Genomic DNA, 22,941 nt, shown 5'->3' with positions numbered 1-22,941 from the left:
ATCAAGAAAGAAACGCATTCCTAATGACATTTGTTGACAATTACAACAAAACCCGGCTACATTGTCTACAATATAAAGCCCCTTGCGAAGCGCTCGCTATTCATGCGGAACTATACACGAAGGCGGGGGTCCAGAAAATTTCTCAACAGGAATAGGTATAAGTTATTATTTTAACTGGATTCCTGCCTTCGCAGGAATGACAAGGGCAGTTAAGTGAACAGTATTGAAAACAATTTCGACAAAGCAAATTAAAGCTCAACAAATTGAGTTATAACAAGCATAATAAGCATCTCTTATTATCGCGCCAAATTTTGTGCACCATTCGCTTTAAAAAAAGCATTAACTTGTGCAGCTCTTTCTGTTGCTTTATCACCAAATCGAATAACCCAACTTTGTGGCTTCGTGTTATCAATCTGAGTAACTTGCTTAGATTCAATTGTAATGAGAGTATCATCTAAGTAATAAACTGCTCCAGTTACATCAGTTGGAAAATCTTTCATTGCAATCGTAATAACTGGATGATCATATAAAGTCTGCGGATATTTATTGCAATATGCTGCATAAGTGTTAAGGCCATCAGCTTGATCTTGAAGCGAGGCTTTAGCATCCGAAGAATACACAGCATGTAAATTACCGCCTGCCGATAGAAATGTATTCAATATCATGTTTCTGTATAGAGCAAAACTTGTCGATTCAGAAAGATTAATCTCACTTAATGTTTTACCATTTTGGAGCATTAAAGGCGTTGGCATTCGAGGCGTCACAATGTAAGCATCTATTTTTTTGACAAGCCCTTGAGAGAAAGCTTGTGCCAAAGAAAGCTCTATAATACCCTGCATCACAACATAAGATGGCCTCAGCTCACTATCGGTCCCTGAACGTTCTGATATACCATTACTCTGGAGATCTTTAAAAATCGCATCAAGACCCGCGATTAAATTACTGACACTTTGTTTCTCAGAAACACTATTTTTTGCTAAATCAGATTTTGCCTCGTTTAAATTTTTCTCAATAATTGGCAACAAATCATCAAGACTTTGAGCCTGAGCACTCAAATTGAGAATGAAAAGCATAACAGTTGATATCATAACAGTAAAAAATCTTTTGATCATTTTTCTTTCCTTTTTTGAAACTGAACAACATAGATACTCATTTAAATAAATCATAACAGCTTTATTTTGATTCTCAACCCTTAAACACCAAGGCAAGTGAATTGATACAAAAGCGCTGAAAAGTTGGCTGAGGCCCATCTTCAAACACATGCCCTAAATGAGCACCACACTTGCCGCACGTCACTTCCGTTCGGATCATGCCATGAGAAACATCTCTGCTCAGCTTTACAGCTTCATCTGAAACTGATTGCCAAAAACTCGGCCAGCCGCTGCCTGAATCATATTTTGTCTCTGACGTAAAAAGCTCGTTGTCACAGCAAGCACAATGGTAGACTCCTGATTCATAATGCTTATTATATTGACCTGAAAAAGGTGGCTCGGTTCCCTTTAACCAACAAATTTCATAAACAGGATAAGTCAGCTCATCCGGCGTTTTTTTGACATCATCACTCATCTTGCAGCATCACCAGTGTTGTATTACCGCCCATAGCAGCAATATTGTTAGAGGAAACTTTTTCTGTCACAAACCGGTGCAAATAATTAGGACCACCCGCTTTTGGACCGGTTCCTGATGCTTTCTGTCCACCAAATGGCTGAACACCAACAACAGCTCCGATCATATTGCGATTAATATAACAGTTACCTGCTTCGATCTCTTTTTCAATTTTCCGCACAGTTTGATTAATACGGCTATGAACACCATAAGTCAGGCCAAATCCTAAATCATTCACCTCTTTTATCAGCTCATCTAAATTCTCGGGCTTATAGCGACGAACATGCAAAACAGGGCCGAAATGCTCTTCCTTTAAAAGCGCAAAATCTTGGACCTCATAGGCTTGAGGCGCAATAAAGGTTCCTTTCTCACAAGCTTCATCAAGAGGTGTTGAGAAAAGATGCGTTGCTTTTTGTTTCAAAACGCGAATATGCTTTTCAAGCTCTTCTTTGGCAGCTTGATTGATGACAGGACCAACATCTGTTGATGGATCAAGTGGATTACCAACCTTTAGAGCCATCGCAGCTCCTTGAAGCATATGGATCATTTTATCCGCAACATCTTCTTGCACAAGCAAAATCCGTAAAGCAGAACAGCGCTGACCTGCTGACCTGAATGCACTACTCACAACATCGTCAACAACCTGCTCACAAAGAGCTGTTGAGTCAACAAACATGACATTTTGACCACCTGTTTCAGCAATGAATGTGGCGATTGACCCTGTGCGTTCAGCGAGTGTCATATTGATACGCCGTGCTGTTTCTTCTGATCCTGTAAATGCAACGCCAGAAACGCGTCTATCTTGAAGCAGAATTGGTCCAATTTCAGATCCTTTTCCTGGAATTAATTGAAGAACATCTCTTTCAATACCTGCCTGATAATAGAGTTGAATCAAATATGATGCCAAAAGACAAGTTGGCTCAGCTGGCTTTGCAATCACTGTATTTCCAGCTACAAGAGCAGCAGAGATTTGACCTAAGAAAATCGCTGCTGGAAAATTCCAAGGACTAATACAAACAAAAATCCCCTTGCCTTCATACCAGAATTTATTTTCCTCTCCTGTTGGACCCGGTAAAATCTGGGGCCCCATAAATAAATTACGTGCTTCAGATGCATAATAACGGCAGAAATCAACAGCCTCCCTGATTTCATCATGTGCATCCAGAAGCGTTTTTCCGCCTTCTTCCATCAAAAGAGCCGTGATCTCAGCACGATTGGACTCAAGAAGCTCCGCCATTCGTTCAACGATTGAGGCTCTTGACTCAACAGATGTTGCACGCCATCTTGGGAAAGCATCCGAAGCATTATCCAAAGCTAATTTTGCTTCTTCCTCACCAGCCATAATGACAGAGCCAAGCCTTTTCCCATGATTATGCGGTGCAAAAACTGAAATCTCGCGCCCTTCAACCCTTTTGCCTTTGATCAAATAGAAACCGCGGTAATCCTGTTTTGAAAAAGAGCAAACATCTTCTAAAAAATGCCGCAAACAGTTACGATCATCCAAAAGCAATCCTGATGAATTTTGCCGCGCTGATCCAAATAAATCCTTAGGCAACGCAATTTTAGGATGACGCGCAAAATGATGCAATTCTTGATCACGTATCGGATCATATACAAGGCGCTCTAGATTAACTTCTCTATTCTGCAGCTGATTCACAAACGAACTATTGGCTCCATTTTCAAGCAAACGACGCACGAGGTAAGGCAGCAAATCAACATGATTTCCAACTGGTGCATAGATTCTGCATGGGTACTGGCCTACGATTTGATCATAAATTTCTGATCCCATGCCATGTAATTTCTGAAATTCAAAGCCTGTCCGATTTGCACCTGCCATGCTCAAAACACCTGAAACCGTGTGTGCATTGTGCGTTGCAAACTGAGGATAAATCCACTCACGTAATTTCAATAACTTCTTTGCACAAGCAAAATAAGAAAGATCTGTTCCTGTTTTTCTTGTGAAAACTGGATAATCTGGCAACCCCTTCATTTGCGCATATTTAATTTCTGTATCCCAATAAGCCCCTTTCACAAGACGCACAAAGATTTTTCTCCCTGCCCTTTTTGCCAGAGCTTCTAACCAATCGATCAAATAAAAAGCACGTTTCTGATAGGCCTGAACGGCAAGTCCAAAGCCTTCAAACCCAGCTAAATCAGGATGCAAGAAAACTTCTTCGATCAAGTCGAGAGAAATATCGAGGCGATAAGATTCCTCTGCATCCACACAGATTGAAATCTGATGTTCTTTCGCAAGCAATGCAAGTTGTAATAACCGTTCTGAGAGCTCTTTTAAAGCTTCCTTACCTTTCAGAACTTCATATCTGGGATGCAAAGCTGATAATTTAACAGAGATCCCTGCTTTTTTATGAACGAGACTTTCCCCTTTTGACATATGGCCAATATGGCGGATTGCTCTTTTATAAGTTTCAAAATAGCGATCTGCATCTTCAAAGGTTCTAGCCCCCTCACCTAACATATCAAAAGAATAGGTATAACCAACTTTTTCAAGATCTTTTGCCTTTTTAACAGCCTTTTCAATTGTTTCAGCATGGACAAAATTTTTGCCCATCAGCTTCATGGTAAATTCCATCGCTTGACGAATAATCGGAGCACCAGAACGACTGACCAAATTACTCAGCACGCTGCTGAGTCCCGTCTTTTCTTCATCAGATCTGCCTAAAACTTTACCAGTGAGAGACAACGCCCATATGGATGCGTTTAAAAATATATTTTTATGATCACCCATATATTTTTGCCAGTCAGCACTGCCAACTTTGTCTTTAATCAGACGAATGGCAGTATCTTTATCCGGTATGCGCAGCAAGGCTTCGGCTACACACATTAAAGCAATGCCTTCTTCTGAAGACAAAGAATATTGATGAATCAAATCTTTCATAGAAGATTCTTTTTGAGCATTTTCACGCGCTTTTTCAGCGAGACTTCTGGCGTAAGTCATAATTTCAAGACGCTGAGCTGAAGATAAATCCACATATTGATATAGATTTTTGAGGGCTTCTGTTTCTTCCATTAAATAAGCTTGATCAATAGATTCCCGAATCAAAAGTGTATTGTCTTCGTGAAATGACATTTTATGCATCCTACCCTGCCTTTATTTTTATATTTTTCAGAAATTATACAGCTGATTTTCGAAAATAGAAACGAAGATCATTTTTTTCTCGTCAAATCATGTAAATCCCAGTATAAGTAATATCAACAATGACCTTTACCTTTATCAATAGGAGTCTTTCATGTCTGCTCTACAAACAGTTATCGTCCCAATTAACACAGCTGGTTACCCTTTTATTGCCGCTTTTGCTATTGTTGCCTTTCTTTTAAGCTTCGTTGCAGGTGAGCTTGGATGGATTGGATTTATTCTCACAGCTTGGTGTGTTTATTTTTTCAGAGATCCGCCACGTGTTGTCCCTCAGGATCCAAATTTTCTCATCAGTCCTGCTGATGGAACTGTCGTCAAAATCGAAAAAGTAATGCCACCAGCAGAACTCGAAATGGGATCTGATCGCCTGACATGTGTGAGTGTTTTCTTAAACGTATTCGATGTTCATGTAAACAGAGCCCCATGCGCAGGAAAAATCCTCAAAAAATCGTATCGCCCTGGTAAATTTATGAATGCAGCTTTCGACAAAGCAAGCACTGATAATGAACGCATGGCCATTAAACTTCTACACGAAAGCGGTAAAGAGATTGCTTTTGTTCAGATTGCGGGTTGGGTTGCTCGCCGCATTATCTGCGATGTTGATGAAGGTGATTTTGTTCTGGCAGGACAAAGATACGGACTCATTCGCTTTGGTAGCAGAGCTGATCTCTATTTACCAGAAGGCATCGAGCCTCAAGTTATCATCGGACAAAAAATGGTAGCTGGCGAAACAGTGATCGCAAACTTAGAAGGACCACAGCTTGCTCGCTTCGGAGACAAGATTTAATAACGGAATATAAGGATAAATCAAGAATGGACCAAAACAATACAAGAAGAGATACTCAAGGCGGCATGACCCTTTATAAGCTTTTGCCAAATTTGACAACGATTTTTGCGATTTGTATTGGTCTCTCGGCAGTTCGTTTTGCCATGATTGGTCAGTGGGAAACAGCCATTCTCTGCATTTTTGCTGCTGGTATTCTAGATAGTATTGACGGGCGTCTTGCACGTCTTTTAAATGCGCAAAGCAAATTCGGAGCTGAACTCGATTCACTAGCAGATATGGTGAATTTTGGTGTTGTCCCTGCTCTTATCAATTATTTCTGGTCACTCGATGTTGGTGGAAAATTTGTTTGGACAGCTGTTCTCATTTTCACAACTTGCATGGGACTAAGACTCGCCAGATTCAATTCTAAGCTCTATGATGCAGAAACACCCGCTTGGGCGACAACAACATTCTTCACAGGCGTCCCAGCGCCTGCTGCTGCTTGTCTCTCTTTTGTGCCGCTCCTCTTATCAATTGAGTTTTCAGATTTAAGAATCCTCCAAAATCACTACATCATTGCGATCTGGATGGTTTTTGTGGCAAGCCTTATGGTGTCAACATTACCCACCTTCTCTTTCAAAGGCTTCAAGGTTCCACAAAGATATATTCTGCTTGTGCTTGTCGCCGCAGTCTTTTTAATTACAAGCCTAATCCTCAACACTTGGCTCACGCTTCTTATTATAGGTGCATTTTATATAGGAAGTTTTCCAATTTCATATCGCTATTACGCAGTGCTCAGAAAAAAAGCAATTGCGAAAGGTGAAATGAAAGCAAAGCCAAAAGCGGGTAGAAAAGGGTTTCTCAAAAAGAAGAAGGCTTAGGTTGTGAACTCACCTGGCCGTCGAATCACTCTAACGCGTCATGCTGAATTTATTTCAGCATCTCCAGACCCTGAAACAAGTTCAGGGTGACAGGACAAGACAAATTATACTCACTTATTGACATATTGAAGCTGTCCAACAACTTCCTCTAATTCTTCACGAACGATGTCGAGCATTTTAGAATCACCAGATTGTCTATAATTTTTTAATGCGATATAAGAAGAAATAGATTGAATATAAGCATCCTTGGCGGCAATGATAGGACCATAATGGTCAAACTTATTATGCTCGATACCTGCCTCTTTAAAAACGTCACCCCGGTGCCATTGAGCATCAATTTCTTCAAGAGACTCCGTTTTCGCTTTATCGCCATTCTTTACAACATATTCAAGGAATTTTTTACCTTCTGGTTTTTGAGTAATCACTTCAGCCGCAATCTCTTTACCTACAATAATCAACTTATTCACTTTAGCCATATATTGATCAGCGTTCTGTTGTGTAATCTTACCATCTACAACAGCTTTGATAACCTCATTTGCACCATTCTTATACGTTGCGACATTATCATCCAACCCACCCGCAAAAACGATATGGGCACCAAATAGAATAGAAACGAAGCTTAAAAAGACTGATTTTTTCATGTGAATATCCTTTACGACTATATTGTTTGGTAACAGTACAGCACAGGAAGATTATGATTTGATTAAGGTAGAAATAATTCCATGCAGCGTTCTCACTTCTTGTTCGGTGAAATGATTACGGTAAAACATGTTCTTTAAATTCAATATCATGGTTGGTTTTTGTGCCTCTGTTACAAAAAAACCACGTTGATTAAGCTGTTCAATCAATCTCTTGAGTAAATTATCAATGTCGCCTTGGGGTGCTTTAGGCTCTTGACCTTCCACAATTTTTAAAACAGATTCATCTTCATTAAAGGTTCTTATTATGTTCTGGAAAAACTCATAACAAAAGATCAACACAGATTGACTCAGATTCAAAGACTTAAAATCAGGGTTTAAGGGAACAGACATAATATGATGAGCGAAAGCAACTTCTTCATTTGATAGGCCTGCTCTTTCAGCGCCAAAAAGAATTGCAACTTTTTCTTTAACCTTCAAAGATTTTTCAATTTGAATAACGGCTGTTTTTGGTGTCACGATATCTTTTTCAAGATCCCTTAGCCGTGCTGTTGCAGCATAAATCTGATGACAATCAGACACAGCCTGCTCTACCGTTTCAAAGCACTCAAGTTGATCTAGAACAAGATCCGCCCCTGATGCCATTGCAACAGCTGCAGGATTGGGCCATCCATCTCTCGGATCAACAAGTCTTAACTGCGTTAATCCGCAATTGAGCATAGCCCTTGCGGTTGCACCAATATTTTCACCCATCTGTGGGCGAACCAAAATGATAATAGGCTGTCGTTCTTGTAAAAAACGCAAAAGGCCAGAGTCTTGAAGGAACGGAAAGTCAGACATGACAAAATCCTGTTATAAGTAATACCAACGAACACCTGACGATGAGTCTTCAATTGCAACACCTTGTGCTTTCAACTCATCACGAATTTCATCAGATCTTTGGAAGTTTTTATCTGCACGGGCTTGCTGACGCTCCGCCATCAAAACCTCAATATCAGCTTCCCTCAAAGCTGTTTTGGCAACAGCTTTCTTAGCAATGAGCCAATCAGAAACAGCACCTTGGCAAAGCCCAATCAATTCAGCACTTACTTTCAAGATTGACCTTAAATCTTTAGCCTTTTGAGCATCTTCTGTCTTATTAATGTCAGAGGCAAGTTCAAAGAGAACAGAAATCGCTTGCGGTGTATTCAGATCATGGCATAAAGCTAAGACAAATCGATCATCAACCTCAATTTGCGTAAGATCTGCATGCATATCACCATCCAGAGCTCGGTAAAGTCGATCGAGCGCCTGTTTCGAACTCTCTAAAAGCTCACCAGAAAAATCAAGTGGCTGACGATATTGAGCTGACAACAATGCAAAACGGATGACTTCTCCTGGCCACTCTTTACGTAAATCATGCACAACTTTAATATTGCCCAGTGATTTAGACATTTTTTCACCATCAAAGACCAAATACCCATTATGCAGCCAATATTTCGCCATAAATGACGTCCCATTTGCACAGCAGCTCTGGGCAATTTCATTCTCATGATGGGGAAAAATTAAATCCTGTCCACCAGCATGGATGTCAAATTCTGGGCCTAATGTTGCAAGAGACATGGCTGAGCATTCAATGTGCCAGCCTGGTCTTCCTCTGCCCCAAGGGCTATCCCATCCTGGTTGATCGTCCTTACTTGGTTTCCAGAGAACAAAGTCTGATTGATCCTTTTTATAAGGCGCTACATCAACACGAGCGCCTGCAATCAATTGCTCCTGATCAAGCCTTGAAAGCGCCCCATAATTTGGCATGGATGGCACATCAAATAAAACATGCCCTTCCGCTTCATAGGCATGCCCCTTGTCAATCAGAGCCTCTATCATCGCAATCATTTGCGCAATATATTCAGTCGCTCTCGGCTGAATATCAGGCATCAGAGCATTCAATGAGCTCATATCATCAAAATAGGCCTCTGCTGTTCGCTGAGTAATTTCAGCAATCGGCTTACCTGTTTTTTTCGATGCATCCATAATCTTGTCATCGATATCGGTAATATTCCGAACGTAAGTTACTTTTGACGTAGGATATAGCTTTTTCAACAAACGATACAGAACATCAAACACAACAACAGGACGTGCATTGCCAATATGGGCGTAATCATAAACTGTTGGACCACAAACATACATCCGGATATGCGCAGAGTCAAGTGGGGCAAATATCTCTCTTTTGCCTGAGAGTGTATTATGAAGGAATAGATCTGGCATTCGCACCTCTCCTAAGCTTTCGCGCCTTGAAGTCTCAACAAAGCCTTTTCACGACCAATCAAAGGTAATAGGTTTTTGAGTTCAGGACCATGTTCTTTTCCTGTAAGTGCCTGCCTTAAAGGCATAAACAAGGTTTTTCCTTTACGATCAGAAACTTTTTTAATTTCTTCAACCCACTGATTCCATGTGTTGATATCCCATGGTTCCGCAGGTAAAAGGCTCGCAGCTAAGTCTGAGAAACTTTTATCCTCAATCACTGGAGCAATCTCTTGCCGTGCCATATGCCACCATTCTTCAACATCACTCACACGTTCAAGATTCGATACAATCGCATTCCAGAAATCCTCAGGTATATCCCCGAATCCATCTTGAATAAGACGCGGCTTCACTGATTCATAGCTCAATGTTTTCACAAGCTTACCATTCAACCGCAGCAACTCATCAGGGTCAAACTTCGGTGTTGCACGTGAAATCTTATCCATATCGAATTCATCAATAAGATGCTCAAGTGTTGGCTTCACTTCAATTGCATCCGATGTTCCTAATTTTGCAAGAAATGATAAAATGGCAAGTGGTTCAATACCTTCTTCTTCACGTAATGATTCAATTGACATGCTCCCAAGACGCTTTGAAAGACCTTTTCCTTCTTTATCAGAAATCAGGGGCATATGGCCAAATTCTGGCACTTTCCCGCCCAAAGCTTCAAAAAGTTGAATCTGTGTGGCTGTATTGGTGACGTGATCTTCTCCGCGCAAAATATGGGTAATTTCACATTCGCAATCATCAACAACAGATGATAAAGTATAGAGAACACGGCCATCTTCACGCACCAAAACAGGATCAGAAATATCCTTTGCATCAAACTGCTGCGGACCTCTCACATGATCATTCCAGGTAATCAATCCTGGCACCAACTTAAAACGCCAGTGAGGTTTTCTGCCTTCTTTCTCATATTGAGCAATTTGTTCAGCCGACAAAGTGAGGGCTTCTCTATCATAAACAGGCGGCAAACCCCGATTCAATTGCACTTTTCTTTTCAGAGCAAGCTCATCAGCTGTTTCATAACAGGCATAAGCACGGCCAGATTCTTTTAGCTTTTCAAGAGCTTTTGTATAATGATCCATCCGATCTGACTGTTTAAATGTTGAATCCCAATTCATTCCAAGCCACGTTAAATCTTTTTGAATCAAGGATGTATTCTCTTCTGATGAACGTTCAACATCCGTATCATCAATCCTGAGCAAAAAATGCCCTTTGGTTTTACGCGCAAAAAGCCAGGTTAAAATGGCTGTACGCGCATTGCCAACATGAAGCTTTCCGGTTGGACTTGGGGCAAATCGAACATGTGTTGTCATTTTCTTTCCAATCTATTTATGGATTTTATCTCTGAGTCTTACGAATGTAGCAGAAACTGATGTCAAAAATCAATTCATCTTTGCTTTTTTGCCTGGAGCTTTCCAATCACAATTGAGACTTCGTACAAAAAGAGTAAAGGAATCGCCAAAGCAATCTGGCTAATAATATCCGGTGGGGTTAAAATGGCAGCAATTATGAAAATTAAAACAATGGCATAGCGGCGCATCTTAATCAAAGAACTCACGTCTAAAATACCAATGCGCATTAAAAGAACAAGGATGACAGGCAATTCAAAACTGAATCCAAAGGCCAAAATCAACGTCATTACCAAAGAAAGATACTCACTCACTTTTGCCTCAAGCATGATTGGAACTGCGCTTTGTATTGTCATCTGAGGCGTTTCAAAACTCAAAAAGAATGACCATGCCATCGGGAAAATGAAATAATAAACAAAAGCCCCGCCGCATATAAACAAAAGGGGTGTTACAATGAGAAAAGGCAGAATTTCTTTTCGCTCATCCTTATAGAGCCCTGGGGCAATAAAGAGCCAGATTTGAATCAAAAAGAAAGGAAAACAAATGAAAAAAGCCGCCCAAAAGGAAACCTTTACGTAAGTAAAAAAGGCTTCTGTTAGACCCGTATAGATCATTTTACGGGCATCGCCTGGACTCTGACTCATAATATCAGCTAAAGGCTTTACCAAAAATCCATAAATCTTAGCTGCATAGAGATAACAGGCAACAAAAACAATCAAAAAAGCAAAAACGCAATAGATAAATCTTTGACGCAATTCAATAATATGTGGCCAAATTTTCGCACCAATAGATCCAATGCCATCATCCGTCATGAGATATCTCCTGATTGATGCGCTTTGCTTTTTTCACCTTTGGTTTGGCAACGGCAGCCAGATCATCTGACTTAACAATCATCTTGCCATTCTCATCCCAGTCATAATACTGCGCAAAATCACCAAGCTCTTCACGCTTAATATCAGAGACCACTAACTCTTTAAATGAAACTGGTTTTTCAGGATCAGCCTCGTCAACAAACTTCTGAATATCTCCCTTCAACCCACTGAATAATTTAGAAAAATACCTGAAAACTTTCATGCAATATCTAAGAGCAACAGGAAGTTCTTTGGGCCCTAACAAAAAGAGAGCCACAATAAAAATAAGAAAAAGTTCTGACCATCCGACGGAGAACACTTATGATGCCTTTTTCGCTGTCTTCTTCGATTTTTGAGGTCTGGATTCAATAGGTATAATCTTTGAATCATCTTCATCATCTTCATGAAGGCCTTTTTTGAATGCTTTAATACCTTTCGCAAAATCACCCATCACTTTTGGTAATTTCCCTGCACCAAAGAGGATCATAACGATACACAAAACCAAAATCACTTGCCAAATACCGATACTCATTTTATCTCCTTTTTCTAGATGTTTTATCCATCTTAACTCTGACCTGTCAAAATGGCAATCAAATCAATAATGAATGCACTCACTGTTTGAATATAAGCACCTACAAAGTTTAAATTCACGCCAAAAGCACCGCCAATCATTGGCAAGATCAAGAGCAAAAAAATCACCAGAAAAAAACCGTATGACTCAGTTTGTTCATAACGATTGGCAAGCTCTCTAGGCAGCAGGCCATTAATCACACGCCCACCATCCAATGGTAAAATAGGCAGCATATTGAACACGGCCAATATCACATTAATAATCAGAGAGTTTTTAAAATTGATCATGAGCCAATTGGCAAAAGCCCCATCCATCACATGCAAAACACGCATCATAAGGGCTGAAATAATCGCAAGAATGATATTCACCCCAGGCCCTGCAATCGCGACTAATGCCATTTGCTCACGGGGTTTTTTAAATTTGCGCGCATCAACAGGAACAGGCTTTGCCCATCCAAACAAAAAAGGAGAATGGGTGAAAGCCAAGAATAAAGGAACAAGTATGGTCCCAAAAAAATCAACGTGTCTCAGCGGGTTCAGTGAAATACGCCCTAAAACATAAGCGGTTGGATCTCCTAATTTAAAAGCCGCATATCCGTGAGCTGCCTCATGCAACGTAATTGCGAAAAGCACAGGCAATGCCCATACTGAAATATTATACAGAACCATCTGATCCATTATTTGAACCTCATCGGCGACTGCTCAATATAATTTTCCACACGTGCAATCACAGCATCAGTCATTGAACTCACAATGTCTTCCATATTTTCATGAACGCCTAATTGTGCTTTTTTTCTCCACCAAGGTCCTTCTGTTCTCACAACATGGAACTGAATCTTCTTGCCATATTTTTCTTGCATCACAGATTTAATATCTCCAATGCCATCGATCAAACCATAGCTCTGCGCCATTTCAGCAACCCAGAAATCGCCATTGAAAAGAAAATCATCACTCTTCTTAAGAGCATCACCTCTTCTGCTTTTGATCCAAGCAATAAAGTTCTGATGAACAATTTCCTGTAACTGCTTCAATTTCGCAATATCTTCTTTTTTCTCTGGCTTAAATGGGTCAAGCGTTGATTTACTTTTACCTGACGTATAAACACGTCTTTCAACACCATGTTTTTTAAGCAGCTCTGGAAAGCCAAATCCATAAGAAATAACACCGATTGATCCAATAATTGAACTTGCATCGGCATAAATTTCGTCAGCACTGCAAGCAAGCCAATATCCGCCTGAAGCCGCAACATCTTCAACGAAAGCAAAAACAGGCTTTTTATGCTCAGCTGCCAAATCACGTATTCTTTTGCCAATAAAGGAAGACTGCACAGGCGAGCCTCCTGGGCAATTAATCACCAAAGCAACCGCTTTTGCTTTTTTACAGTCAAAAGCTTGATCAAGCAGATTGGCCATCGATTCAATCGTAAGTCCAGATTTAAAAGCCGATCCCTGCCCTATAGCGCCATGAAGGTGAACAACATTCACAAAAGCTTTTTTCTTACGCCACTTTGTGAGCCAAGAGAATGAAAAAAAACTGCGCTTGATTTTTTTTTCTTTATCGGATGACTTTGATGTTTTTTTTGCTTTCACTGCCATGAATCTGCTCCTTTTAAATTTCTTATAAAATACCATACTTCCAGAAAAAACCTAGAAGAATCTACAAAAAAGCAGGATTGGTATATCAAGCAGCTGCGGTCTTGTCGTGATCAATCAGACGATTGCGTCCATTTTCTTTTGCTTTATAAAGAGCATCATCAGCATTTTTTAATAAGCATGACATTGTTGCGCATTGTTCTGCATCAATATGAGCCATCCCAACACTAATTGTCACAGGGATAGGCACAGTAAGCTCCTTCACATCAAACTGATTTTCAGAGACAACGGTCAAAAGTCGTTCTCCAATACCGCTCGATGTCTTCAAATCTGTATCAGGCAAAACAACTAGAAACTCTTCACCACCTAGACGTGCCAGAAAATCAGACCCACGGACAATACCATTCACGCGGCTTGTCACCTGTTTTAAAATCTCATCCCCAACAATATGTCCGTAGGTGTCGTTGATTTTTTTAAAATGATCAATATCAAACATCAAAACAGACAAATGCTTGTTTTCTTGTAGCGCTTTTGCAATCAGCTTTGGCAAGTGCGCATCAACATACCGACGATTGTACACACCAGTCAAACTATCTGTCAGCGCCAAATTCAAACTATCATGATAACTTTGCTTTAAACGCTCTTGATATCTTTTTCGCTTAATTTGTGTTCTGGCTCTGGCGAGAAGCTCACTGTCATCAATCGGGCGCAAAACATAATCCAAGGCCCCTATCTCAAGGCCTTTCAACACGCGTTCAAAATCAGCCTCTTCGCCAATCAATAAAATTGGTAAATTACGTGTTTTCTCATGATTCCGAATTTCAGAAACAATGCGCAGACCATCTTGCGTTGACAAATTTAAATCAATAATTGCCAAATCAAAATCACCCTTCACAATATTCTCATCAAAGCTGAGTATTTTTTGGTGATGAATCACAACATGGTGATCTTTTTGAAGAATTTTGGTCAATCGTTCAGCATCATAACTCATGTCGTTCAAAAGCAAGATACGCGCATTTTGATATGTTTGAACAACATCTTTTTGGGACCCTGACACAACACCTAAATCCTCAGATGTGATTGCCCTTGTTTTGAATTCATCAATCAAAATTTTTAACCGAACCAGTGATTTCACCCGCGCTAAAAGAGCAACATCATTAATTGGCTTTGTTAAAAAGTCATCCGCACCAGCCTCTAACCCTTTTACACGATCTTCAGGCTCTGATAAAGCTGTAATCATGATCACTGGAATGTGATCTGTTTTAGGATTCGCACGTATTTTTTGACAGACTTGAAATCCATCCATCCCAGGCATCATCACATCAAGAAGAACAATGTCAGGAGATTCACTTTCAATTTTTGAGAGGGCTTCTGCTCCATCCATTGCCGTAATGACACTAAAATACTCCCTTAAAAGCTTCACTTCAAGAAGCTTTACATTCGCTTTTACATCATCAACAACAAGAATACGTGCAGACATATACTTCCAACCCTTATCCTATTTCCACTTATAACTATATTATAACAATTTTTTTAATTTTTGTTCAATTTATTTTGTGAATTCTTTAATTGTCTCAACAAAACCTTTCACAGATATTGGTTTTGTCAAAAATGCATCAAAGCCATCTTCTATAAAACGCTCTTGATCTTCTTTCATTGCAAAAGCAGTCACTGCAACAAGAGGAATATTAGATTTATCTGAGTCTTGTCTTATTTGTTTTGCAAGATCTCTCCCTGACAAATCTGGCAAACCAATATCAAGCAATATAAGATCAGGGTTCATTTCATCAATAAGCTCAAGTGTTCCCTCAGCTCTTGGGTGCCCTGTTACGTCATAACCATTGAGCGTCAGAATATCTCTGAAAAGCTTCAAGTTAAAAACATTATCTTCAACGATAAGGATTTTTTTTCTTCCAAGAGTCTCAAGCACGCCCGAATGATTCACTATATGTGTCATGAAATCTCCTAATAGATTATATACTTTATATTTTAAAGTATCCTATCAGTGATTCTTTAAAAAATGATTGAGTCTCTCTTTATAAAGAGTTGACACCCACCATTCTTTTAAATTGCACAGCTATCTTTTTTTGAATCTAAGTTTTCAAATTTTGTCATTTTAGACACAAGGGAAAACTCTGGATATATAACGGATACATAGTGCTGTACACCATGGCTATCAATTCCAACATCCATCTCATATGATGATCTATCTGATGAATCTAAGGGCGCAAAGAATGCCATATGAATATTTTTTGGCTTTTCACCTGAACTTAAAGCAACAAGCTGGGGCGATTGAAGTTTTTCTTTAAATTGAGTGACAAAACTACTCATGATAACACCTTCATTAAAACTGGTTCCATCAAACAAATGATAATCTTGCATACCATTAAATTGATCTGGATTGCGGCTCATACTTATTAGTTGCGCAATCGGAAAAATCGTGTTTTTATCCAATGTCAATTTAACAGCTTCTGGCGTTTTGAACACCACCACATTTTCACTATCTTCATCCGGACTGAGTGTTGCTTCACCAGAAATATCTTCAGATTGCTCATCATTTAAATAAGATCTAAAATGAAAACTTAGCTTTGTATGATCTTTGGATTCCCAGATTGTATAATTGGATTTTGACACTTTTTGCTCATCTGAGTCATCAGTCAAATAAGAAATGATGTCTTGCTTGATAATCCATCCATCGCAATTTTCTTGGATCTCATAATACATTTTTCCGCGAATATCTTGAATAGGACTATCCATCGTTGGTTTTGCAATTGAAAGATCATAGAGCGCACGATATGAAGCTAAACTAGATTGCGCTACTTGTACAGGAGGAACAACTTCCTCTGCTATCAAATGATATGAGCCTGCACTCAAAATAGCCCACAAAAGAGCAGAACAAGTCATAAAAGCAAGCTTTCGATTTCTTTTAAGTCGTAAGTTCAAGATTTTAAAAACCATGCAAACCTCATTTCTCAAAAAATCACTTATGAACGAACCAAACAATCATCCATAATAAAATTATAGCACAATTTTATATAAATACAAATATATTTTAAATTTAAAAAATTTACCTCTTATAACGCACTAAAACATTGGTTATTTTGGGTGTGATATTGTTTCAATCATTTTATAGTAGCGATCAATCGCAGACTCATATTCCTTTGAATTTGCCTCAAAAAAACTATAGGAAAGTATAATTTCATGCACATCTTTCATATCAGGATCATCATTCATTTTAGGATCTATATAAAAAAACACAGGCATATCAACTTCTTGATGAGCTTCTAGTATCTGTTCCTGGAAACAAAAGCATTGCACTTTAATAAAATAAAGCCCTGCCTTATCAGGCGTCACATTATAAACAGCTGTTCCAATCACAGGCCTTGAACTTTCATTCACAACTCTGTAATTCATGAGGCCTGTTTGACCAAGCTTTAGAGTCATTTGCTGAATTTCTGACTTAAATCGCCATGGAATCCCGGGGCTAACATCAGCATTAAACCGTACCTTAACCGTACGATCTAAAATCACCTCTGGTAAAAGCTCAGCTTTTTGAGTTGTTCCTCCAAAGCCTGTCGCTTGACAAAACATGCGATACAAAGGCACAGATGCAAAGCTTAAACCAATCATCCCACAAACCAATAAAACAAGAGCAATTAAAACTCTATGATTATTCTTTTGAGAGGGAGATTTCATCATCAATACAATCTATTGTTCATTCGTCCAATGCAAAAATACAAAGAACCATCATTAAAAATGCTGACTCACTTTAAACATGGCAACCACATAAAAAAGAGCAACCATCGCAAGCAAACCCCAAAGCATTGCAAAGTTTCTTTTACGCGTTGCTCTGCTTACAGGAGGATGGTCAATTTTATCTATGTCAGAGTTTATTTTTTTATTCATTGATAAGTCTCCTTATATGAAGCGGATGGAAGGAACAGTGAATAGATGTTCCAAAATAATGCCCAAAAACAGAGCAAAAAGATAGAAAATTGAGAATGTGAAAAGCTGTATCGAGCTTCTTTCATCTTTTTTGATATAGAGACGCATAGCAAATATCAAGAAAGCCGCATTCAATACAAGCGCAACAATAAAATACAACAAGCCTGTCATCCCAAAATAGACAGGAGAAAATGAAGCAATAATCGTTAGGATTGTGTAGAAGATGATTTGTGTTCGCGTGACATCAAACCCATGGGTCACTGGCAACATGGGAATGCCTGCCTTTGTATAATCCTCATTCCGAAATAAAGCCAAAGCCCAAAAATGAGGCGGCGTCCACAAAAAGATAATCAGAAACATCAAAAACGGAAATAGATCTAAATGACCTGTTGCAGCAACCCAGCCGATAATTGGCGGGAAAGCACCAGCGGCTCCTCCGATGACGATATTCTGCGGCGTCCGCTTTTTGAGCCAAATCGTGTAAATAAAAATATAAAACAGGCTCGCCACCAAAAGCCAAAAGGCTGCCATCGCGTGGATCATCAGCCCCATGATCATCACCGCAAAGATGTTCACAACGATCCCGAATGCAAGAGCTGCCTCCGGCGATATTTTACCCATCGGAATCGGTCTCTTTTTTGTACGAGCCATCAGTGCATCTGTCTTATGTTCATACCACATATTGATCGCACCTGAAGCACCTGATGAAAGAGCAACGCACAAAAGTGTAATAAAAATCATCAATGGATGCATCGCAACAGGCGCTGTCATAATACCTGCAAATGCTGTAAAAACAACCAATGAAGAGACCCGTGGTTTTAACAGAGAGAAGAAATCCATTGGCCCTGCTTCACGCTCAATGGGCATCATACCATCCGGACTCAAAGGCAAAGCGGATGATTTTAAATTCATATCAAGTGGTGAGGTTGTGGTCATATAGAAAGGTCCTACCCAAAAAAAGTCATTTTATTATTATCAAGAGAACAAAGAGAAGGATAAGCAAATATCCTTCTCTTCGCAAGAGTTTATTTCAGTTAAATGACTTAAAGATATTTCTGTCTTTAAGTCATTTGCTGTTATTTAATAACAGGCAGTGTTTCAAACTGGTGGAATGGTGGAGGTGATGGCAAGGTCCACTCAAGTGTATTGCCCTCAGTATTCCAATAATTTGCACCAACTTTCTTTCCGAACAGAAGTGTATAGATCATGATAAAAACAAACAAGATCGCCGCTGCAAATGAAAGATAAGCACCATATGAGGCAATCATATTCCAGAAATGGAAAGCATCCGGATAATCTGGAATACGTCTAGGCATGCCTGCAAGTCCTAAAAAGTGCATCGGGAAGAAGGTCATATTCACACCCAAAAATGTCATCCAGAAATGGAGCTTGCCTAATGCTTCAGGATATTGACGACCTGACATTTTAGCAATCCAGTAGTAGATTCCAGCAAAAATACCAAACAGAGCACCAATACTCAGAACATAGTGGAAGTGCCCCACAACATAATAGGTATCATGCAGCGCAATATCCATACCACCGTTTGATAAAACAATCCCCGTCACACCGCCAAATGTAAAGATGAAAATAAATCCAATCGCAAACAACATCGGTGTTTTAAATTGAATCGATCCGCCCCACATGGTTGCAATCCATGAAAAGATTTTAATACCAGTCGGTACCGCAATAATCATCGTTGCAATCGTAAAGTAAGCATTTGTATTTACATTCATACCCACTGTAAACATATGGTGAGCCCATACAATAAAGCCAACAAAGCCAATTGAAACCATCGCATAAGCCATTCCCAAATATCCAAAGATTGGCTTTTTAGAGAAAGTTGAAATTACTTGGCTCACAATTCCAAAGGCTGGCAAAATCATAATATAAACTTCAGGGTGACCAAAGAACCAGAACAAGTGTTGGAAAAGAATTGGATCACCACCACCTGCAGGATCAAAAAAGTGCGTTCCAAAATTACGATCTGTTAAAAGCATTGTAATACCACCACCGAGCACAGGAATCGCAAGCAACAATAAGAAAGCTGTAATCAACATTGCCCATACGAATAGAGGCATTTTGTGCAAAGTCATTCCAGGCGCTCTCATATTGAAAATCGTTGTAATGAAATTCAAAGCGCCCAAGACAGATGAAGCACCAGCTAAATGGAGAGAAAAAATCGCCATATCAACTGATTTTCCAGGCTGCCCAACAGCTGATGAGAGAGGTGGATAGATCGTCCATCCCGTCCCTGCTCCGCCATCAACAAAAGCTGATCCAACAAGCAAAGCCAAAGATGGAACCAAGAGCCAAAAGCTAATGTTATTCAACCGCGGAAAGGCCATATCTGGCGCACCAATCATAATGGGCACAAACCAGTTACCAAATCCACCAATCATGGCTGGCATCACCATAAAGAAAACCATGATCAAACCATGCGCTGTAATGATCACATTCCACATTTGACCATCACGCACAAATTGCAGACCAGGATTTTCAAGCTCCATCCTCATGATAAGAGAGAAAGCGCCCCCAATCAATCCAGCAGCAATCGCGAAAATAATATAAAGCGTTCCAATATCCTTATGGTTTGTTGAACAAAACCATCTCTTAAAAAATGAGGGCTTGTGATCGTGATGATCATCATGAGCGCCTACGTGATTTGCTGTCGTCATTATTGTTTTCCTTTTTCTTATTTACATTCTGAATGATGAAATATCATCGTTTTCAATTATAAAGCTTTAAACTCTTGATAATCGCCTTTATCTTTGACTTTTTTCATCCAAGCATCAAATTGATCTTTTGGAACAGCTTGAACTGCAATCGGCATGAATCCATGATCTTTACCACAAATCTCAGAGCATTGACCATAATAAACACCTTCTTTGTCAATTTGCGCCCATGTTTCATTCAAACGACCAGGAACCGCATCACGCTTAACACCAAAAGCTGGCATCGCCCATGAATGCAAAACATCTGAAGCTGTCACAATAAATTTAATCTTTGTATTGGTTGGTAAAACTAAACGATTATCAACCTCAAGCAATCTGATGTGGCCTGGCTTGAGATCTTGCTCTTGAATCATGCGACTTTCAAACTCAAAATTATCATGATCAGGGTAAGCGTATGTCCAATACCACTGGTTGCCTGTCACTTTGACTGTCATTTCACCTTCAATCGCGCTATCCATGTAATAAAGTAATTTAATAGATGGAAAGGCAATAAAAAGCAAAATCATCACAGGAACAGCTGTCCAAATCACTTCAATGATTGTATTGTGTGTTGTTTTTGATGGAACAGGATTCATTTTTTCGTTATAACGAACCATCACATAAACAAGCAACAATAAAACAAATGCAGAAATCGCTGTAATAATGATAAGTAATAAATCGTGGAAGTCAACGAGCTGATGCATAACAGGTGTTACAGCATCTTGAAAATAGACTTGATAAGGAACAGGGTGAGCTGCAATCGCGAAAGAGGTTGGCATAAGGCCAGCTATGATAAAAGAGAACGCCTGTATGAAACCTAATAGTCGTTTATTCATTGTTAAATCCTTTTTCTTTCTTCTTATGGATGTACTTTACTCTGGTTTTACTTTTATCATCATGTTACAGGAAAGTTAAGTTTTATTGAAATATTTTTTTCTTTTTTTCGCTCAAAGCATTTTTTCTGACATTTATCTCCTTGTAAAGGCTTTTTTTTACTTATTTTGAAATAAAAATATAAATTTAGTTGATTTCTATTGCTTTTTAATGAATTCACAGTTAATATAATCGCGAGCTTGGCATTTATGCTGGTTGCCTATGGTTGTTTATCTGAAGTTGTATCGTGAGATTCAAAAGAATGTTGAGCAACATTACTTTTCGTTTAAGGCAGAAATTCTCCTTCAAGGACTGTAATTTCTTAGCTTTTGGTTAAGAGTTTGGCGCCAATGGCTAGAGATTGATTAAGGTTAATCAATCTCGATTAATACAAACCTTAGAATTAAGGTTTTTAAAGGAGAAAAGACTATGCAAAGACATAAAGGTACCGTTAAATGGTTCAATTCTAAAAAAGGTTACGGATTTATCCAACCTGCAGACCAAAGCGGAAAAGATGTATTTGTTCACATTACTGCTGTTAATCAAGCTGGAATGCGTTCTTTAGACGAAGGACAAGTTTTGGAGTTTGATCTAGAAGAAAGTCGTGGAAGAACTGCAGCTGTTAACATTTCAGTTGTTTCAGCGTAAACACGATATATTATCGTTTCTGAAAAGAGACAGACAACTTCTGTCTCTTTTTCTATCTTTTTTTGAGGAATTTAATTAATGAGTGATTTCCAATCATTTGGGCTCCCTGACGAGTTATTAGCTTCTATTGAAGCAATGGGTTATGTGGCGCCTACAGAAATACAACAACAATCTATCCCACTCGCTCTTGCTGGTAGAGACATTCTTGGTTCAGCCAGAACCGGAACAGGGAAAACAGGTGCATTCGGTATTGCTCTTGTTTCACAACTTATCGCAAATCCAGAAGCAACAGCTTTGATTTTAACGCCAACGCGTGAATTAGCTGTACAGGTGAATGTTGTCATTCGCCAACTGGTCAAGAATTTGAAAAAATTCTATACTGTTCTGCTCATCGGTGGCGATCCGATGGCAAAACAATTCTCTGAACTCAGACGCTCTCCCCGCATTGTTGTGGGAACGCCAGGTCGTATTAACGATCACTTGCGTCGTGGCAGTTTGCATTTAGACCAAACACACTTCTTGGTTCTTGATGAAGTTGACAGAATGCTCGACATGGGCTTTGGTGTACAGCTTGACGAAATCGTTGAGTTTTTACCAGAATCTCGTCAAACATTTATGTTTTCAGCAACAATGACACCAAAGATCGAAAAGATTGCGCAAAGATATTTGAACAAGCCTGAGCGCATCACTGTCGGCTGCACAAGAAGCACTGCAGAAAACATCAAGCAAGATATCGTTCATGTCAAGCAACCACAGAAATATGGTCATTTGAAAGATGAACTCTCTAAACGCGAAGGCTCAATCATTGTTTTTGTAAATACAAAAAGAATGGCTGATGAACTCGCTGAAAGACTTGAGCGCGAAGGTTTTGAAACAGCAGCTCTTCACGGAGACTTGCGTCAAAGACAACGTGATCGTGTGATTCGTGATTTCAGAGCACAAAAGTACCGCGTTCTGATTGCAACTGACGTTGCAGCACGTGGCCTTGATATTCCACACATTGAACATGTGATCAACTATGATCTCCCACAATGCCCTGAAGACTACATCCACAGAATCGGCCGTACAGCAC

General features: G+C 39.4%; 24 protein-coding genes. 4 read left to right on the top strand and 20 right to left on the bottom strand.

Annotated features, from left to right (window positions below; all coding sequences use genetic code 11):
• Nucleotides 1–296: 296 nt before the first annotated feature.
• The 3 genes from KBF71_06180 to putA form a co-directional block, all read right to left on the bottom strand.
• The gene (locus KBF71_06180) at nucleotides 297–1,112 is read right to left on the bottom strand and encodes a hypothetical protein (protein MBP9877900.1); all 816 of its coding nucleotides are present in this window, start codon (nucleotides 1,110–1,112) and stop codon (nucleotides 297–299) included.
• Nucleotides 1,113–1,185: 73 nt separating this feature from the next.
• Nucleotides 1,186–1,566 (bottom strand): peptide-methionine (R)-S-oxide reductase MsrB, encoded by a 381-nt coding sequence (msrB, locus tag KBF71_06175; protein ID MBP9877899.1) that lies wholly within the window; start codon nucleotides 1,564–1,566, stop codon nucleotides 1,186–1,188.
• On the bottom strand, nucleotides 1,559–4,693 hold the full coding sequence (putA, locus tag KBF71_06170) for a bifunctional proline dehydrogenase/L-glutamate gamma-semialdehyde dehydrogenase PutA (protein MBP9877898.1): 3,135 nt from the start codon (nucleotides 4,691–4,693) through the stop codon (nucleotides 1,559–1,561). The genes msrB and putA overlap by 8 nt, the downstream gene beginning before the upstream one ends.
• A gap of 160 nt (nucleotides 4,694–4,853) precedes the next feature.
• Between putA and KBF71_06165 the strand changes: the two genes are divergently transcribed.
• Both KBF71_06165 and KBF71_06160 read left to right on the top strand, forming a co-directional pair.
• The gene (locus KBF71_06165; protein MBP9877897.1) at nucleotides 4,854–5,546 is read left to right on the top strand and encodes a phosphatidylserine decarboxylase; all 693 of its coding nucleotides are present in this window, start codon (nucleotides 4,854–4,856) and stop codon (nucleotides 5,544–5,546) included.
• Nucleotides 5,547–5,572: 26 nt separating this feature from the next.
• On the top strand, nucleotides 5,573–6,406 hold the full coding sequence (locus KBF71_06160; GenBank protein MBP9877896.1) for a phosphatidylcholine/phosphatidylserine synthase: 834 nt from the start codon (nucleotides 5,573–5,575) through the stop codon (nucleotides 6,404–6,406).
• Nucleotides 6,407–6,516: 110 nt separating this feature from the next.
• On the opposite strand, the gene KBF71_06155 is transcribed toward KBF71_06160, so the two are convergent.
• The 17 genes from KBF71_06155 to coxB all read right to left on the bottom strand — a co-directional run bounded on the left by KBF71_06155 (nucleotide 6,517) and on the right by coxB (nucleotide 21,184).
• Entirely contained in the window at nucleotides 6,517–7,047 is a 531-nt protein-coding gene (locus KBF71_06155) for a hypothetical protein (protein ID MBP9877895.1), read from the bottom strand.
• Nucleotides 7,048–7,098: 51 nt separating this feature from the next.
• On the bottom strand, nucleotides 7,099–7,884 hold the full coding sequence (locus tag KBF71_06150) for an RNA methyltransferase (GenBank protein MBP9877894.1): 786 nt from the start codon (nucleotides 7,882–7,884) through the stop codon (nucleotides 7,099–7,101).
• A gap of 12 nt (nucleotides 7,885–7,896) precedes the next feature.
• A complete protein-coding gene (cysS, locus tag KBF71_06145) occupies nucleotides 7,897–9,288 on the bottom strand; it encodes a cysteine--tRNA ligase (protein MBP9877893.1) in 1,392 nt (463 codons plus the stop codon).
• A gap of 11 nt (nucleotides 9,289–9,299) precedes the next feature.
• Nucleotides 9,300–10,643: a glutamate--tRNA ligase gene (locus tag KBF71_06140; GenBank protein ID MBP9877892.1), complete on the bottom strand. Its 1,344-nt coding sequence runs from the start codon at nucleotides 10,641–10,643 to the stop codon at nucleotides 9,300–9,302.
• A 74-nt stretch (nucleotides 10,644–10,717) separates the two neighbouring features.
• Nucleotides 10,718–11,491 carry a twin-arginine translocase subunit TatC gene (gene tatC, locus KBF71_06135; GenBank protein ID MBP9877891.1) on the bottom strand — a complete coding sequence of 258 codons (774 nt, stop codon included), beginning with the start codon at nucleotides 11,489–11,491 and terminating at the stop codon, nucleotides 10,718–10,720.
• Entirely contained in the window at nucleotides 11,481–11,849 is a 369-nt protein-coding gene (locus tag KBF71_06130) for a twin-arginine translocase TatA/TatE family subunit (protein ID MBP9877890.1), read from the bottom strand. The genes tatC and KBF71_06130 overlap by 11 nt, the downstream gene beginning before the upstream one ends.
• Nucleotides 11,850–12,062 carry a twin-arginine translocase TatA/TatE family subunit gene (gene tatA, locus KBF71_06125; protein ID MBP9877889.1) on the bottom strand — a complete coding sequence of 71 codons (213 nt, stop codon included), beginning with the start codon at nucleotides 12,060–12,062 and terminating at the stop codon, nucleotides 11,850–11,852.
• Nucleotides 12,063–12,094: 32 nt separating this feature from the next.
• Complete coding sequence (locus KBF71_06120) at nucleotides 12,095–12,778, bottom strand: site-2 protease family protein (GenBank protein MBP9877888.1); 684 nt, start codon at nucleotides 12,776–12,778, stop codon at nucleotides 12,095–12,097.
• Nucleotides 12,778–13,695 carry a S49 family peptidase gene (locus tag KBF71_06115; GenBank protein ID MBP9877887.1) on the bottom strand — a complete coding sequence of 306 codons (918 nt, stop codon included), beginning with the start codon at nucleotides 13,693–13,695 and terminating at the stop codon, nucleotides 12,778–12,780. The genes KBF71_06120 and KBF71_06115 overlap by 1 nt, the downstream gene beginning before the upstream one ends.
• Nucleotides 13,696–13,780: 85 nt before the next feature.
• Entirely contained in the window at nucleotides 13,781–15,172 is a 1,392-nt protein-coding gene (locus KBF71_06110; protein ID MBP9877886.1) for a PleD family two-component system response regulator, read from the bottom strand.
• Between the two features lie 69 nt (nucleotides 15,173–15,241).
• Nucleotides 15,242–15,649, bottom strand: coding sequence for a response regulator (locus tag KBF71_06105; GenBank protein MBP9877885.1), 408 nt, complete (start codon nucleotides 15,647–15,649; stop codon nucleotides 15,242–15,244).
• 107 nt (nucleotides 15,650–15,756) lie between these two features.
• Nucleotides 15,757–16,650, bottom strand: a complete 894-nt coding sequence (locus tag KBF71_06100; GenBank protein MBP9877884.1) for a DUF1849 family protein — start codon at nucleotides 16,648–16,650, stop codon at nucleotides 15,757–15,759.
• Between the two features lie 138 nt (nucleotides 16,651–16,788).
• A complete protein-coding gene (locus tag KBF71_06095; GenBank protein MBP9877883.1) occupies nucleotides 16,789–17,391 on the bottom strand; it encodes a cytochrome c oxidase assembly protein in 603 nt (200 codons plus the stop codon).
• 51 nt (nucleotides 17,392–17,442) lie between these two features.
• On the bottom strand, nucleotides 17,443–17,598 hold the full coding sequence (locus tag KBF71_06090; protein ID MBP9877882.1) for a hypothetical protein: 156 nt from the start codon (nucleotides 17,596–17,598) through the stop codon (nucleotides 17,443–17,445).
• 12 nt (nucleotides 17,599–17,610) lie between these two features.
• The gene (locus tag KBF71_06085) at nucleotides 17,611–18,507 is read right to left on the bottom strand and encodes a heme o synthase (GenBank protein ID MBP9877881.1); all 897 of its coding nucleotides are present in this window, start codon (nucleotides 18,505–18,507) and stop codon (nucleotides 17,611–17,613) included.
• A gap of 206 nt (nucleotides 18,508–18,713) precedes the next feature.
• Entirely contained in the window at nucleotides 18,714–20,312 is a 1,599-nt protein-coding gene (gene ctaD / locus KBF71_06080; protein ID MBP9877880.1) for a cytochrome c oxidase subunit I, read from the bottom strand.
• 56 nt (nucleotides 20,313–20,368) lie between these two features.
• On the bottom strand, nucleotides 20,369–21,184 hold the full coding sequence (gene coxB, locus KBF71_06075; GenBank protein ID MBP9877879.1) for a cytochrome c oxidase subunit II: 816 nt from the start codon (nucleotides 21,182–21,184) through the stop codon (nucleotides 20,369–20,371).
• A 466-nt stretch (nucleotides 21,185–21,650) separates the two neighbouring features.
• On the opposite strand from coxB, the gene KBF71_06070 reads away from it, so the two are divergent.
• Together KBF71_06070 and KBF71_06065 are read left to right on the top strand one after the other, a co-directional pair.
• Nucleotides 21,651–21,869 carry a cold-shock protein gene (locus KBF71_06070; GenBank protein ID MBP9877878.1) on the top strand — a complete coding sequence of 73 codons (219 nt, stop codon included), beginning with the start codon at nucleotides 21,651–21,653 and terminating at the stop codon, nucleotides 21,867–21,869.
• A gap of 78 nt (nucleotides 21,870–21,947) precedes the next feature.
• The coding region (locus tag KBF71_06065) for a DEAD/DEAH box helicase (GenBank protein MBP9877877.1) at nucleotides 21,948–22,941 on the top strand (994 nt) is incomplete at its 3' end.

Source organism: Alphaproteobacteria bacterium (assembly GCA_018063245.1).
Classification (GTDB): Bacteria; Pseudomonadota; Alphaproteobacteria; order JAGPBS01; family JAGPBS01; genus JAGPBS01.
The sequence above is the reverse complement of the archived record's forward strand: the minus strand, read 5'-3'. Positions and strand labels throughout refer to the sequence as shown.

Bases quoted from the DNA above. Each gene is read 5' to 3' on its own strand.
- KBF71_06120 (MBP9877888.1), bottom strand. From the start codon at position 12,778: ATGGATCAGATGGTTCTGTATAATATTTCAGTATGGGCATTGCCTGTG.
- tatC (MBP9877891.1), bottom strand. From the start codon at position 11,491: ATGACGGATGATGGCATTGGATCTATTGGTGCGAAAATTTGGCCACAT.
- msrB (MBP9877899.1), bottom strand. From the start codon at position 1,566: ATGAGTGATGATGTCAAAAAAACGCCGGATGAGCTGACTTATCCTGTT.
- KBF71_06165 (MBP9877897.1), top strand. From the start codon at position 4,854: ATGTCTGCTCTACAAACAGTTATCGTCCCAATTAACACAGCTGGTTAC.
- cysS (MBP9877893.1), bottom strand. From the start codon at position 9,288: ATGCCAGATCTATTCCTTCATAATACACTCTCAGGCAAAAGAGAGATA.
- KBF71_06100 (MBP9877884.1), bottom strand. From the start codon at position 16,650: ATGGTTTTTAAAATCTTGAACTTACGACTTAAAAGAAATCGAAAGCTT.
- KBF71_06160 (MBP9877896.1), top strand. From the start codon at position 5,573: ATGGACCAAAACAATACAAGAAGAGATACTCAAGGCGGCATGACCCTT.
- KBF71_06115 (MBP9877887.1), bottom strand. From the start codon at position 13,695: ATGGCAGTGAAAGCAAAAAAAACATCAAAGTCATCCGATAAAGAAAAA.
- KBF71_06095 (MBP9877883.1), bottom strand. From the start codon at position 17,391: ATGATGAAATCTCCCTCTCAAAAGAATAATCATAGAGTTTTAATTGCT.
- KBF71_06110 (MBP9877886.1), bottom strand. From the start codon at position 15,172: ATGTCTGCACGTATTCTTGTTGTTGATGATGTAAAAGCGAATGTAAAG.
- KBF71_06090 (MBP9877882.1), bottom strand. From the start codon at position 17,598: ATGAATAAAAAAATAAACTCTGACATAGATAAAATTGACCATCCTCCT.
- KBF71_06085 (MBP9877881.1), bottom strand. From the start codon at position 18,507: ATGATGCCCATTGAGCGTGAAGCAGGGCCAATGGATTTCTTCTCTCTG.
- coxB (MBP9877879.1), bottom strand. From the start codon at position 21,184: ATGAATAAACGACTATTAGGTTTCATACAGGCGTTCTCTTTTATCATA.
- KBF71_06150 (MBP9877894.1), bottom strand. From the start codon at position 7,884: ATGTCTGACTTTCCGTTCCTTCAAGACTCTGGCCTTTTGCGTTTTTTA.
- tatA (MBP9877889.1), bottom strand. From the start codon at position 12,062: ATGAGTATCGGTATTTGGCAAGTGATTTTGGTTTTGTGTATCGTTATG.
- KBF71_06070 (MBP9877878.1), top strand. From the start codon at position 21,651: ATGCAAAGACATAAAGGTACCGTTAAATGGTTCAATTCTAAAAAAGGT.
- putA (MBP9877898.1), bottom strand. From the start codon at position 4,693: ATGTCATTTCACGAAGACAATACACTTTTGATTCGGGAATCTATTGAT.
- KBF71_06180 (MBP9877900.1), bottom strand. From the start codon at position 1,112: ATGATCAAAAGATTTTTTACTGTTATGATATCAACTGTTATGCTTTTC.
- KBF71_06140 (MBP9877892.1), bottom strand. From the start codon at position 10,643: ATGACAACACATGTTCGATTTGCCCCAAGTCCAACCGGAAAGCTTCAT.
- ctaD (MBP9877880.1), bottom strand. From the start codon at position 20,312: ATGACGACAGCAAATCACGTAGGCGCTCATGATGATCATCACGATCAC.
- KBF71_06155 (MBP9877895.1), bottom strand. From the start codon at position 7,047: ATGAAAAAATCAGTCTTTTTAAGCTTCGTTTCTATTCTATTTGGTGCC.
- KBF71_06105 (MBP9877885.1), bottom strand. From the start codon at position 15,649: ATGACACATATAGTGAATCATTCGGGCGTGCTTGAGACTCTTGGAAGA.